Origin of the sequence: Pyxidicoccus sp. MSG2, from assembly GCF_026626705.1 — a bacterium.
Classification (GTDB): Bacteria; Myxococcota; Myxococcia; order Myxococcales; family Myxococcaceae; genus Myxococcus.
On record NZ_JAPNKC010000001.1, the window covers coordinates 7,686,122 to 7,699,847 of the forward strand.

Sequence of the window (13,726 nt, forward strand, 5' to 3'; positions counted from 1 at the left end):
GCTGACGAGGGGCAGCCGGGCCAGGTGAGGGCCCGTGCTGCCCTTGGGACCACGAGGGCAGGGGCGGGGGCTTGGGCTTCCTGGCGGCTGCTGCTAAGCCTCCTGGCTGATAGCTCCAACCCGCCGGTGCGGGCACTCCGCACTCCGCGTACGTACGGCGCCGGCCGGAGGACTCTTGTCGCCCCCCCTCGTCCACCAGCTCGTCGAGCGACGAGCGACCGAACTTCCCTCACATGTCGCGGTAGGCCACGCGGGCGACTCCCTCACCTATGCCGCGCTGAACGCGCAGGCGAACCGGCTGGCGCATGCGCTGCTCGCGCTGGGCGCCGGGCCGGATTCCATCGTCGGTGTCTGCCTCCCGCGAAGCGCGGAGCTCGTGGTGGCCGTCCTGGGTGTGCTCAAGGCGGGAGCGGCCTGGCTTCCGCTGGAGCCGTCCACCCCGCCCGAGCGCCTGCGCTACATGGTGGCTTCCGCGGGGGTGAAGGCTGTCATCGGCACGGGGCCGGCGGTGGCGCGGCTTGCGTTGGAAGGCACCCAGGTCCTCTCTCCCTCGGGACCGGAGCTCGCGTCATTCTCAGCCGTGAATCCGGGCATCCGCGTCCTGCCGGACCATCTCGCCTACGTCATCCACACCTCGGGCTCCACGGGGCTGCCCAAGGGGGTGATGATCAGCCACCGCGCCCTGTCCGCCTTCACGGCGTACCACTGCGGCACGTTCGCGCTGTCGCCGGCGGATTGCGTCGGGGTGATTGCCTCGCTGGGCTTCGACGCGTCGGTCATGTCCATCCTGCCCTCGCTGGCCGCGGGCGTGCGCCTGGAGCTCCCGGTGGACGAGGAGACCCGCCTGTCGCCCCGGAAGCTGCAGGAGTGGCTGCTGGCCCGGGGCATCACCTTCGTCTTTCTGCCCACCCCTCTCGCCGAGCGTGTGCTCCCGCTTCCCTGGCCAGAGGCCTGTGCCCTGCGCCTGTTGCTGACCGGGGGAGACCGGCTGCACCTGCGCCCCAGGCCCGGGCTGCCCTTCCAGCTCGTGAATGGCTATGGCCCCGCCGAGTGCACCATCTACTGCACCTCGGACGTCGTCCCGCCCGGCGGGGAGTCGCGCGAGGAGGGCCTGCCGTCCATCGGCCGTCCCATCGATGGAGCGGAGCTCTACCTCCTGGATTCGGAGCTGCGGCCGGTGGGGGCGGGTGAGACGGGGGAGCTCTTCATCGGAGGTCCGGGCCTGGCTCGCGGGTACGTGGGCGCGCCGGACCTCACCGCCGAGCGCTTCATCCCCAACCCCTTCTCCCGCACCGGCGGTGAGCGCCTGTATCGCTCGGGGGACCTCGGCCGCGCGTTGCCGGATGGCTCGCTCGAGTTCCTCAGCCGCTCGGACCGACAGGTGAAGGTCCGCGGCATCCGCGTCGAGCCCGCGGAGATTACCGCCGCCCTGCTGACCCATCCGCACGTGGGGGCCGCGCACGTCATGGCGCGGAGCACGGAGGCTCTGGAGGAGGGCCGGGACGTCTCCTTCGTGGCGTGGTTCGCGCCGAGGGATGCGCGCGCCGTCCCCGGAACGGAGCAGCTCCGCGAGCACCTCCGGGCCTGGCTTCCCGAGGCCATGATGCCGCGGACGTTCGTCGTGGTGGACGCGCTTCCGCTCGGCCCCAACGGCAAGGTGGACCTCCAGGCGCTCCCCGCTCCGGCAGTCCACGCGCCCCGGAGCCGTGCGTACGTCGCGCCCCGCACGGAGCTGGAGCGCGGGCTCGCGCGGGTGTGGCAGGAGGTGCTGCGCCTGGAGCAGGTCGGCATCCAGGACGACTTCTTCGAGCTGGGAGGCCACTCCCTGCTCGCCACGCAAATCACCACCCGCATCGAGGACGCGCTGCGCATCTCCCTGTCACTGCGGGAGCTCTTCGCCCACCCGTGCATCGCCCGGCTCGCTGAGGTGCTGGAATCTCGGTGTACCGCTCCCGCGAAGGACGTGCTGCCCGCCGTGGTCCGCGCGGCCGACCCCCAGCGGGCGCCGCTCTCCGTGCAGCAGGAGCAGGTCTGGTTCCTCCAGAAGCTGTCCCCCGGCAGCATCTCCTACCAGGCGCAGACGACCCTCCGCGTGCTGGGCGGGCTGAACCTGGCGGTGCTCGAGCGCGCCCTGACGGAGATTGCCCGGCGCCACGAGCTGCTGCGGACGACGTACGAGGAGGTCGACGGCCGGCCGTGGCAGCGCGTCCTGCCGGTGACGCCGGTGAGGGTTCCCCTGCTCGACCTGAGCGGGCTGCCCGGGGACGAGCGGGAGCGTCGGCGGGAGGAGGCCATCCGCGAGGAGCTGCGGCGGCCCCTCTCGCTCTTCGAGCCGCCGCTGGTCCGCTGGAGCGCCATCCGCCTGGCTCCGGATGAGCATGAGCTCGTCCTCGTCGAGCACCACGTCGTCCACGATGGTGCGTCCTTCTCCGTGCTGATGCGGGAGCTGGACGCGCTCTACAACGCCTGGCTGCGCGGAGAGGAATCGCCGCTGCCGGAGCTGCCGGTGCAGTACCGCGACTTCGCCGCCTGGCAGCGCTCGGTGCTCGACTCCCCGGCCATGAAGGCCCAGCTCGCCTTCTGGCGCGAGCGGCTGGCCGGCGCGCCCGAGGTGCTGCCGCTGCGCACCGACCACCCGCGGCCGCGCGTGCAGAGCTTCAACGGCGACCTCCTCCGGCTGGAGCTTCCTCCCGCCCTCCCTGGCGCCTTGCGCACCTTCTGCCAGCAGGAGGGCGTCACCCTCTTCAACGCCCTCTTCGCCGCCTTCGCCACGCTGCTGCACCGTTACACCGGGGAGCAGGACCTGTGCATCGGCTCGGCCTTCGCCGCCAGGGCAGGCATCCGGAACGTCGAGAACCTCATCGGCATGTTCGTCAATGCCGTCGTCCTGCGATGTGACGTCTCAGGCGCGCCGTCGTTCCGGGACCTGGTCCGCCAGGTGCGCGAGCTCACCGCGGCGGCGGCGGAACACCAGACGTATCCCTTCCTCAAGCTGGTCGAGGCCCTGGGCGTGAAGCGCGACCCCAGTCGCAACCCGCTCGTCCAGGCCATGTTCAGCTTTCACGATTCGGCCGTGCCCAGTCCCCAGCTCGGCGGTGCCGCATCCACCATCTTTGAGCGTGGCAATGGCTCCTCGAAGGTGGACCTGGACGTCGTCGCCATTCCCCATGCGGGGCGGTACCTGGGTGACCCGGCGCGCGGGGATGCCCGCATCTCGCTCATCTGGGAGTACAACCGGGACCTCTTCGACCGCGCGACGATGGAGCGGATGTCCGCCCACTTCCTGCGGCTGCTCGAGGCCGCGGTGGCCAGCCCCGGCACTCCGGTGTCGCGCCTGCCGATGCTCTCCGGTGCGGAGCGCCATGCCCTCCTGGTGGAGCGAAGCGGCCCTCCCTCCGAACCCCCGGTGCATCACCAGGTCCTGGCGCAGGCCCTGCGGACGCCCGGTGCGGTGGCCGTGCGCGACGAGGCGGGGACGCTCACCTATTCGGAGCTCGTCCGGCGCGCGACGCTGCTGGCCGAGCACCTCCGCCCGCGGGGCGCGGACGTGGACGCGGTCGTCGGCATCTGCGTGCCGCGCGGCGCCGACCTGGTGACGGCCGAGCTGGGCGTCATGCTGGCCGGCGCCGCCTGGCTGCCCCTGGACCCGGAGCACCCCGCGGAGCGGCTCGCGCTCATCCTCGCCGATGCCGGCGTTCGCCAGGTCGTTACCAGCAGGGCACTCCGGGCGCGGCTCCCCGCCACGCTGGAGCGGGTGTGCGTCGAGGACTTCCGCGCCCCCGGCACGCCGCGCGGCGACCTCCCCACCGACGTGCGGCCCGGGCAGTTGGCCTACGTCATGTACACCTCCGGCTCCACGGGCCGGCCCAAGGGGGTGATGGTGGAGCACGGCTCGCTGGCCCACCTCGTCGGGTGGCACCGGCGCGCCTTCGGCCTGGACGCGAACAGCCGCACCACGCTCCTCTACTCTCCTGCCTTCGACCCGTCCGCCGCGGAGGTCTGGCCGGCGCTGACGGCCGGCGCCACGCTGCACGTCCCCGGACAGGACGTGCGCCTGTCCCCGGAGCGGCTCCAGGCTTGGCTCCTCTCCGAACGCATCACCTTCACGGACCTGCCCACGGCGCTCGCCGAGCGTCTGCTGGCCCTGCCATGGCCCGCTTCGTGCGAGCTGCGCACGGTGCTCGCGGGCGGAGACCGGCTCCACGCGCGTCCGGCCCCCGGGCTGCCCTGGCGGCTGTTCAACCAGTACGGCCCCACCGAGACCACCGTGACGGCCACCTCCTGCGAGGTCCCTTCCGCTGGCTCGGACGCGGCACTGCCCGCCATCGGTCAGCCCATCGACGGGGCCACGGCGTACGTCCTGGATGCCGAGCTGCAGCCGGTGCCCCCGGGCGTCGCGGGAGAGCTGTACGTCGGCGGCGCCGGGGTGGCGCGGGGCTATCTGAACCGCCCGGACCTCACCGCCGCGTGTTTCATCCCCGACCCGTACTCCTCGCGCCCTGGCGCGCGTCTGTACCGCACCGGAGACCGCGTCTGCTCCCGGCCGGACGGTGCGCTCGAGTTCCTGGGCCGCATGGACGCGCAGGTGAAGGTTCGCGGCTTCCGGGTGGAGCCGGCGGAGGTCTCCGCGCTGCTGCGCACGTGTCCGGGGCTCGCCGAGGCCCACGTCCGCGCATGGAGCGCCCCGGGCGGAGAGCCACGGCTGGTCGGCTATCTCGTCCCCCGGGCCGGCCAGGCCGTGCCTTCCCCGGCGCGGCTGCGCGAGCACCTCGCCCGCGAGCTGCCGGCCTACATGATTCCCTCCGCCTACGTGGAGCTGGGGGCGCTGCCGCTCACCCAGAGCGGCAAGGTGGATGAGCGGGCCCTGCCCGAGCCCGCCCCCGTGACGCAGGCGCCCCAGGCCCCGCTCGCGAGCGAGCTGGAGCGCCAGCTCGCCGGCCTCTGGTGCGAGACGCTGCGCCTGGAGCGGGTGGGCGCGGAGGACAACTTCTTCGACCTCGGCGGACACTCCCTGCTGCTGGCGCAGGTGCAACACCTCCTGAAGAGCCGCCTGGGACACGACGTGCCCATGGTGAAGCTGTTCGAGTTCCCCACCGTCCGGGCGCTCGCCGGGCATCTCCAGGGTCAGGACGATGGTGGGGAGGCGGCCGCCGCGCTGGAGCACCGCGAGCAGCAGCAGCGGAGTGGGCGCGGGCGCCTGCTGGGCCGCAGGGAGCGGCTGGCGTCGGACAGCTCGCGGGAGGAAGCGGAATGAGTGCCTCCCTGGAGCAGGAGGAGGACCTCTCCGCGCACGTCGCGGTGGTGGGCCTGGCGTGCCGGTTTCCCGGCGCCGCCAACGCGGAGGAGTTCTGGTCCAATCTGGCCGACGGCGTCGAGTCCATCACCTTCTTCGGCCCGGACGGGCGCCCCCGCGAGCAGCCGCCCGGGGAGAGCGCCGTGGGCGAGGAGGTGCCCGCCTTCGGCCTCGTGGCGGACGCCGACGGGTTCGACGCGGCGGCTTTCGGCTGCTCGCCCCTGGAAGCCCTCATGCTGGACCCGCAGCACCGGGTGTTCCTGGAGTGCGCGCGGGAGGCGCTGGAGGACGCGGGGTATGACCCTGCTCGCTACCGCGGCGCCATCGGGCTCTACGCTGGAGGGAGCGAGACGTCCTATCTGTCCGCGCTCCGGGCCCGGAGGGAGCTGCTGGCGGGCGCCAGCGACTGGCAGCTGCGGCTGGCCACGGGCGTGGACTTCCTCACCAGCCGGGTGGCCTACAAGCTCGGGCTGCGCGGCCCCGCCGTCACCGTGCAGACGGCCTGCTCCACGTCCCTGGTCGCCATCCACCTGGCCGCCCAGGCGCTGCTCGCGGGGGACTGCGACATCGCCCTGGCTGGAGGCGCGTCGGTGCACGTGCCGCCGCGGTTCGGCCACTACAGCGAGGGCGGGCCGCTGTCCCCGGACGGCCGCTGCCGTGCGTTCGACGCGCGCGCGCAGGGCACCGTGGGCAGCAATGGCGCCGGGCTCGTGGTGCTCAAGCGGCTCGCGGACGCCCTGGCGGATGGGGACACCGTTCGCGCCGTCCTCCGGGGCTCGGCCATCAACAACGACGCCGCAGGGAAGATTGGCTTCACCGCGCCGAGTGTGGAGGGACAGGCCCGCGTCATCGAGACCGCGCAGCGCGCCGCCGGGGTGGCGCCCGGGAGCATCACCTCCATCGAAGCCCACGGTACCGGCACGCGGCTGGGAGACCCCATCGAGCTCGCCGCGCTGACGAAGGCCTTCGGCACCCGCCAGCGGCACTTCTGCTGGCTGGGCTCGGTGAAGACGAACATTGGCCACACGGACGCGGCGGCGGGCGTGGCTGGCTTCATCAAGACGGTCCTCGCGTTGGAGCATCGGAAGCTGCCCCCCAGCCTGAACTTCGAGCAGCCCAACCCGGAGATAGATTTCGAGCACGGCCCCTTCCGTGTGAATACGCAGCTGCGGGACTGGGACACCGGCGGCCTTCCACGGCGGGCTGGCGTCAGCTCGCTGGGCATCGGAGGTACCAATGCCCACGCCGTGCTGGAGGAGGCGCCCGCGCCGCTGGCCTCCGAGCGCTCGCGCACCCCGCAACTGCTGGTGCTGTCGGCCCACGGCCCCGCCGCGTTGGCCCGGGCCGTGGACCGGCTCGGCAATCACCTGCGCCAGCACCCGGAAGTCTCCCTCGGCGACGTGGCCTGGACGCTCCAGGTGGGCCGCCCCGCGCACGCGCACCGGTGGTTCGCGGTGGGCCAGGACACCCCCGAGGTCCTCCTCGCGCTGGCGGAGCAGCAGGGCTCTCCGGGCGACGCGCGGCTGGAGCCAGGGGAGCGTCCGGTGGTGTTCATGTTCTCCGGCCACGGTGGCCAGCACGTGGGCATGGGCCGGGAGCTGTACGCCACGCAGCCGGCCTTCCGCGAGGCCGTGGACGAGTGCCGCGCGCACCTGACACCCCTCCTGGGGTTCGACCTCCGAACGGTGCTCCATCCCGAGACCGCGGACGCGGCCGCGCTCGAGCGGGCCTCCGCGCGGATGGGGGAGTTCGTCACCGGTCAGCTCTCCGTCTTCGTCATCGAGTACGCGGTGGCGCGGCTGTGGAAGCGCTGGGGCGTGAAGCCCGCCGCGGTGGTGGGACACAGCCTGGGGGCCTATGCCGCCGCCACGGTGGCCGGCGTGTTCTCCCTCGCGGATGCCCTGCACCTGGTCCTGGAGCGCTCGCGCATCCTCGCCAGCCTGCCCGCGGGCGCCATGCTGGCCGTGCCGCTGCCCGAGTCCGAGCTGGCACCCCTGCTCCAGGCCGGGCTCTCCCTGGCGGCGGTGAACGGGCCCGCGCAGTGCACGGTGTCCGGCCCGGTGGCGGACATCGAGGCCCTCCAGTCACGGCTGGCGGCGCGCGGCGTGGAGTCGCGCCTCTTGCGCATCCCGGGCGCCGGGCACTCGCACCTCGTCGAGCCGTCACTGGCCGCGTTCACCGCCTGCGTCCAGCGCGTCGAGCGGCGTCCCCCCCAGCTTCCATGGGTCTCCGACCTCACCGGCGCCGCCGTCTCCGAGGAGCAGGCCGTGGACCCGGCGTACTGGGCCGCGCACCTGCGCCACACCGTCCGCTTCGGTGATGCGCTGGGCACGCTGCTCGCGGGCCCGGCCAGCATCCTCCTGGAGGTGGGCCCCGGACGGACCCTGGCGACGCTGGCGCGCCAGCACCCCGGCGCGGGCACGCACCTCACGGTGGCCACGCTCCCTCACCCCGCGGACGACACGTCTGACGGGGTCAGCGCGCTCACCGCGGCCGGGCGCCTGTGGGCCGCGGGAGTTCCGCTCGCCTGGCAGGGACTGCACGCGGGCGCGCGGCGCCGGCGGGTGCCCCTGCCGACGTACCCCTTCGAGCGCCAGCGCTACCTCGTCGAGGCGCCGGACACGTCCGCTCTCGTGGTGGCGCAGGCAGGCGAGGGGAGTGTGCCCGGCGCGCCCCGGAGCGACGTGGCCTCCGTGTCCCCATCCGACGGGCCAGCGCTTCCCGAGGACCCGACGGTGCGCCACATCGCCACCGCCTTCGCGGAAGTCCTGGGGCTGCCTCGCGTCGGCCTCCACGACAACTTCTTCGAGAAGGGGGGCGACTCGCTGATGGCGGCGCAGCTCATCGCGCGGCTGCGCCCGCATGTCTCCACGCCCCTGCGGGTGAAGGCCATCTTCCGCGCCCCCACCGTGGCCCGGCTGGCCCGCTTCATCGAGGAGTCCTCGTCCGCCGCCAGCCCGACCTCACCTCCGTCCTCGAAATGACCATGACGTTGCCTTCTCCCTGGCTTGCCTGCCGCATGAAGCGTCCGGAAGCCTCCGTGCGCCTCTTCTGCTTCCCTCACAGCGGCGGCTCCGTGGGCGAGTACGTGCGCTGGGCCGACCTGCTCCCGGACGTCGAGGTGTGGGGTGTGCAGCTCCCCGGCCATGGCGCGCGCGCGGAGGAGGCGCCCTTCACCCGGATGCGCGAGCTGGTGGACACGCTGGTGGGCGCGGTGGACTTCGGGACGTCCTTCGCGTTCTTCGGGCACAGCCTGGGAGCGCTCGTGGCCTTCGAGACGGCCCGGCGCTTGCGCGGCCTGGGCCGTACGCCGCCGGGCTGGTTGTTCCTCTCCGCGGCGCCCGCCCCGCAGCTCCCCGCGCGAGGTATCCCCGCGAGCCACCTGGACGAGGACGGGCTGCTCACCGCGCTCGAGCCCACCTACGGCGAGCTGGCCCTGGAGCTCCGGGAAGACGCCGAGCTGCGCGAGCTCATCCTGCCGGGCCTGCGCGCGGACCTGTCGCTCGTGGAGTCCTACCCGCACGAAGCCGGCGCGCCCCTGGACTGCGCGATGGCCGTCCTGGGCGGCACCCGGGACGACCTGACTCGCGAGGAGCTGGAGCCATGGCGCGTCCACACCACCGGGCCCTTCGAGCTCCACCTGCTGCCCGGTGGCCACTTCTACCTACGGGAGCAGAAGGACACGCTCCTGCGTCTTCTGGGCGAGCGCCTGCGACAGGGCCGCCCCCACACCGTTTCCAGTGAGGACCTGAAGCCATGAACGAGCCCCTGCATCCCGCCACCCGCAGCCGTGAGGGCTTCCTGGGCCAGCTCTTCGCGGGGAAGCTCCGCTGGGACCTCGTCCGCGCGTTTCCCGAGCAGGACCCGGAGGAGCGGCGGCAGGGGGACGTCGTCATCGCCGAGGTCGAGCGGTTCCTGAAGGCGCACGTGGACCCGGACGAGGTGGAGCGGACGGGCCGGATTTCGCCGGAGCTGCGCGAGGCCCTGCGCTCGCACGGCTACTACAAGCTGCAGGTGGCGCGGGAGCTGGGAGGCCGGGGGCTCTCCATGCTGAACACCTTCCGCGTCATCGAAGCGGTGATGAGTGGGTGTCTCCCGGTGGGCTACACGCTGGCCATCCACAGCGGCCTGGGCGCGGGCGCCATCATCGAGGCAGTCCAGGCCGGTCCGCTCCGGGACTATGTCCGCGCCCGGATCGCCGAGGGGGCCATCTCCGGCTGGGCCGACACCGAGCCCATCGGTGCCTCCGTGCGGCGCGCGTCCACCACCGCCACGCCCACGGAAGATGGGACGGCCTATGTCCTGAACGGGGAGAAGGTCTACATCGGGAACGGCTCCATCGCGGACCTCCTGAACGTCACCGCCACGCTCTGCGAAGGCGGCAGGGAGCAGATCAGCCTCTTCGTGGTGGAGACGGCGAGCCCCGGCTTCCGCGTCCGGGCCGAGCACGGGCTGATGGGCCTGCGCGGGCTGCCCATCTCCGCGCTGAGCTTCGACAACGTGCGGGTGCCGAAGGAGCGGGTGCTGGCGATGTCCCAGGAGCACTGGCGCAACACGCCGCTCCTGGAGCCGCTCAGCGCCCTGGGCCGCATGTACATCATCGTGGCGGCGTCCCTGGCGCTTTCCAAGAAGTGCCTCCAGTGGTCTCGCGAGTTCCTCCACCGGCGCCTCGCGCAGGGGCGCCGGCTCGGAGACTTCGATGAAATCCAGCGGCTGGTCTCCACCACCGCGGCCGAGGTCTTCGCCATGGAGAGCGTGGCCCGGTGGAGCCTCACGGGCGTGACGGCGGACAACCTGCCCGTGCGCTGGTTCGAGCAGGTGGCGGCGAAGAACATCGCCTCCCTGGCATGCGCGCGAATCACGGACCGGACCGTGTCGCTCCTCGCCGCCGAGGGCTACGAGACGGCGGAGAGCAAGGCGGCCCGGGGCGCGGTGCCGGTTCCGCTGGAGCGCGCGCTGCGCGACGCCCGGGCCTTCCGCGTGGCGGGCGGCGTGGACTTCCTCGTGGACCACAAGGCCGCGCGAGAGGGGCTCTTCTCCCTCTACTACCCGTCGGCCGCGCATGCCGCGGAGCTCGAGGCGCCCCCCGCGCCGCTTCCGGTGGAGGAGCACCTGTCGGCCCGCAACCGCGAGCACCTCCAGCTCACGGCCCGGGAGGTGCACCGGCTCGCCCGGAAGTGCCTGGAACTGTCGCGCCGCTACCCGGACGCGGCCGTGCTCCACGCGCGCGAGCGGACGCTCATCCTGCTGAACCAGCTCTGCAACGAGCTGTTCACCATGTCCGTCACGCTGGCCCACGCCTCGGCCCTGGCCTCGCGAGGCCAGCCGCACGCCGGTGAGCTGGCGGATGTCTACTGCACCGCCGCGCGCTACCGCCTGGACGACCTCTGGCGGCAGGCCGACGCGGAGGCGGAGCCGGACTTCGCGGGAGTGAGCGCCCGCTGGCTGTCCGGGGGCGAGCTCGACTTCCTGTTGTGCGACGTGCTCACCCGGCCCTGAGGCCGGGGCTCAGCGCGCGGGGGCAGGGGAGGGCGGCGCCGTGTCGTGGCGGTGGATGACGCCTTCCTTCATCACGAAGAAGACCTTCTGGGTGGCGCGGATGTCCTGGAGGGGGTTGCCGGGCACGGCGACGACGTCCGCCAGCTTCCCGGGCTCCAGCGTCCCCAGCTTGTCCGACACGCCGAGCAGCTCCGCCGCGTTCACCGTGGCGGCGCGCAGCGCCTCGGCGGGGGGCAGGCCGGCCTGCACCAGCAGCGCGAACTCCTCCGCGTTGCGCCCGTGGACGAACACGCCCGCGTCCGTGCCGAAGGCGATGCGCACCCCCATGGCAATCGCCTTGCGCAGCACCTGCTCCCGCCGCACGTCGACTGCCTTGAGCTTCAGGACGTTGTCCGGCGGCAGGTTGCCCTTGTCCGCCAGCTCCTTCACCCCGTGGAAGGCGAAGGCGGTGGGCACATACCAGGTGCCCTTGCGCTTCATCAGCTCCAGGGCCTCGTCGTCCATCAGGGTGCCGTGCTCGAGGGAGTCCACGCCCGCGCGGATGGCGCGCTTCGCCCCTTCCGCGCCGTGGGCGTGCGCGGCCACCTTGCGCCGGTGCGCGTGGGCCTCGTCCACCACCGCGTCCAGCTCCGCCTGGGTGAACTGCGGCGCGTCGACTTCCGCGTTGAAGCTCATCACTCCCCCCGTGGCGCACACCTTGATGAGGTCGGCGCCGTACTTGAGGGTTTCGCGCACGCGGGCGCGCAGCGCGTCCGGACCATCCGCCACGCCGGGGCTGGCATCATGGGCCAGCAGCCCCTTGCGCCACGAGTTGCCGTAGTCACAGTGCCCGCCCGTGGAGCTCAGGCTGGACGACGCCGCGAGGATGCGCGGCCCCACCACGATGCCTCGCGCGATGGCGTTGCGCAGGCCCACGTCGATGAAGTCCTCCGCGCCCAGGTTTCGCACCGTGGTGAAGCCCGCCATCAGCGTGACGCGCGCCCAGGGCAGCGTGTCCAGCGTCTGCTCGGGAATCGTGCGCTGGAAGCTGTCGATGACGTCCTTGCGCCAGTCGGGCCCGGGCTCCACGGTCAGGTGGGTGTGCGCGTCCATGAAGCCCGGCAGCAGGGTGGCGTCGCCCAGTTCCACCACCTTCGCGCCCTCCGGGATGGGGGCCTTCGGTCCCACGCCCACCACCTTTCCCTCCGCCACCACCACCACGCCCGGGGTGAAGACCTTCCCCGTCTTCGCGTCGAAGAGGCGCGCGGCCTTGAGGACCTGGACTTCGGTGGGCTCGGCGGCAAGGGAGGACAGGGACAGCAGGAGGGAGCCAAGAAGGAGTGCGCGTCGCAAGGTGCCCCATTGCCGCCCGCTCCCTCCTCCGAGTCAAGCCACCCGCGCGGGGATACCGCGGGGCTGCATGGATGAAGCCAGGGCCTCGCGAGCCGAGACGGCGATACAGGCTTGCGCGGCCCAGTAGAGCAACATGATGGCGTAGCTTGCGCCGGGCAGTGGGCGCACGAAGAGCTTCACGGCGAGCAGCCCATCACTGGCGGCGAACATCAGTGCGCCCGCGAGCGCAATCCACTGCGTTCGCCGCGCCAGCACCGGGCTCCCCACCATGGCCGCCGAGCGCCAGCCCATCACGCAGATGACGGCGACATAGAACGTCACGGGCAGCGCCAGGTTCCCGAGGCCCGGCCACAGGAACGTGCTGGCACCCACGCCCAGCAGCGCGAAGGGCAGCGCCCGCGCCAGATGGGGGCTTCGCGACACGGTGAGGTACGCGGCGGCATAGCTCACATGCGCCAGCAGGAAGGCACCCAGGCCCGGCAGGAACCAAGCCGGCCCCAGCTCCAGCAGCAGGTCTCCGAGCAGCGAGAGCACGAGCCCGGAGAAGATCCACCGGGGATGGCGCTCCCGGGGCGGCCACAGCCACAGGAGCAGGCAGAGCATGGGCAGCGCCTTGGTCACCATCCGGACGTCACGGCGCTCCAGGTCCAGCGCGAGGAGGAAGCCCACCGCACCCACGACACCCACCGCCGCGAGGACTTTCGTCGCCAAGGTCTGCTCACCGCTCATGGGCGGCACCTTACTCGGGCCGTGGAGGGCAGGGGCTCGTGCTTCCCACGTTTCGGAGGCGTGGCTTCCGCGCGCATGGCATCATCGAAGGTCGGCAACCCAGACAGAAGAGGTCCGGTGAGCGTCGCAACCATCGAAGAAGGCCCGTTGCTGGGGCCGAGCTTCTTCCTCAGCCGTACGGCGCTCCGCTCGCTTGCGGTGGCCCATCGTGACGCCTACGCCGCCGCGCGGCCCCATCCCCACGTCGTCATCGACGGCTTCCTGGGAGAGCGGCTGGCGTCCGGCCTGGCCGGAGTCTTCCCGGGCGCATCCGATGCCGACTGGAAGCGCCGCGACCATCAGGAGCAGGCGGCACGTCTGGGGCAGCTCCAGCGCAAGGCCTTCGAAGGTGTGCACGGGGCGCTCCGGCACCTGCTCTCGGAGCTCTCGGGCATGTCGTTCATCGACTTCCTGGAGACACTCACCGGAGTGCAGGGGCTCATCGCGGATCCACACTTCCGGGGCGCCGGGCTGCACCTCACGCTGCGTGGGGGCCATCTGGCGCTGCACGCGGACTTCAACCGGGACCGCTTCCGCGCGCTCTCGCGGCGGCTCACCGTCCTCTACTACCTGAACCCCGGCTGGGAATCCGCCTGGGGCGGCGACCTGGAGTTGTGGAGTGCCGACCTCTCCCGGTGTGAGACCCGAATCGCCCCGCTCCTCGACCGGCTGGTCGTGATGGCGCATGGCGATGACCACTGGCATGGCCACCCGGCCCCGCTGGAGTGTCCCGAGGGACGGGGGCGAGCCGCTGTCGCGGCCTACTTCTATACGGCGCAAGAGTCCCCGGATGCGCCGGAGGCTCACAGCGCCATCTGGGCGCCAGTGCGGTAG

Annotated in this window: 7 protein-coding genes; 5 read left to right on the plus strand and 2 right to left on the minus strand. The window is 72.5% G+C overall.

The annotated features are described in order from the left end of the window. Window positions 1-175: 175 nt before the first annotated feature. The 4 genes from OV427_RS30290 to OV427_RS30305 are packed head-to-tail and all read left to right on the plus strand — an operon-like array spanning window position 176 to window position 10,792. On the plus strand, window positions 176-5,254 hold the full coding sequence (locus OV427_RS30290) for a non-ribosomal peptide synthetase (protein WP_267859673.1): 5,079 nt from the start codon (window positions 176-178) through the stop codon (window positions 5,252-5,254). Next, the gene (locus tag OV427_RS30295) at window positions 5,251-8,277 is read left to right on the plus strand and encodes a type I polyketide synthase (RefSeq protein WP_267859674.1); all 3,027 of its coding nucleotides are present in this window, start codon (window positions 5,251-5,253) and stop codon (window positions 8,275-8,277) included. Before OV427_RS30290 ends, OV427_RS30295 begins: the two co-directional genes overlap by 4 nt. A gap of 35 nt (window positions 8,278-8,312) precedes the next feature. Then, window positions 8,313-9,053 carry a thioesterase II family protein gene (locus OV427_RS30300; protein ID WP_267859675.1) on the plus strand — a complete coding sequence of 247 codons (741 nt, stop codon included), beginning with the start codon at window positions 8,313-8,315 and terminating at the stop codon, window positions 9,051-9,053. Continuing rightward, complete coding sequence (locus OV427_RS30305; RefSeq protein WP_267859676.1) at window positions 9,050-10,792, plus strand: acyl-CoA dehydrogenase family protein; 1,743 nt, start codon at window positions 9,050-9,052, stop codon at window positions 10,790-10,792. The genes OV427_RS30300 and OV427_RS30305 overlap by 4 nt, the downstream gene beginning before the upstream one ends. A 9-nt stretch (window positions 10,793-10,801) precedes the next feature. Here OV427_RS30305 and OV427_RS30310 read toward each other — a convergent pair whose 3' ends face one another. Beyond that, entirely contained in the window at window positions 10,802-12,124 is a 1,323-nt protein-coding gene (locus OV427_RS30310) for a metal-dependent hydrolase family protein (protein ID WP_267859677.1), read from the minus strand. A 33-nt stretch (window positions 12,125-12,157) separates the two neighbouring features. After that, window positions 12,158-12,835, minus strand: coding sequence for a lysoplasmalogenase (locus OV427_RS30315; protein WP_267859678.1), 678 nt, complete (start codon window positions 12,833-12,835; stop codon window positions 12,158-12,160). Window positions 12,836-12,970: 135 nt separating this feature from the next. On the opposite strand from OV427_RS30315, the gene OV427_RS30320 reads away from it, so the two are divergent. Further along, on the plus strand, window positions 12,971-13,726 hold the full coding sequence (locus tag OV427_RS30320) for a 2OG-Fe(II) oxygenase (RefSeq protein WP_267859679.1): 756 nt from the start codon (window positions 12,971-12,973) through the stop codon (window positions 13,724-13,726).

Excerpts from the sequence above, each read along its gene's own strand:
- OV427_RS30295 (WP_267859674.1), top strand. The coding sequence starts at position 5,251 with ATGAGTGCCTCCCTGGAGCAGGAGGAGGACCTCTCCGCGCACGTCGCG.
- OV427_RS30300 (WP_267859675.1), top strand. The coding sequence starts at position 8,313 with ATGAAGCGTCCGGAAGCCTCCGTGCGCCTCTTCTGCTTCCCTCACAGC.
- OV427_RS30305 (WP_267859676.1), top strand. The coding sequence starts at position 9,050 with ATGAACGAGCCCCTGCATCCCGCCACCCGCAGCCGTGAGGGCTTCCTG.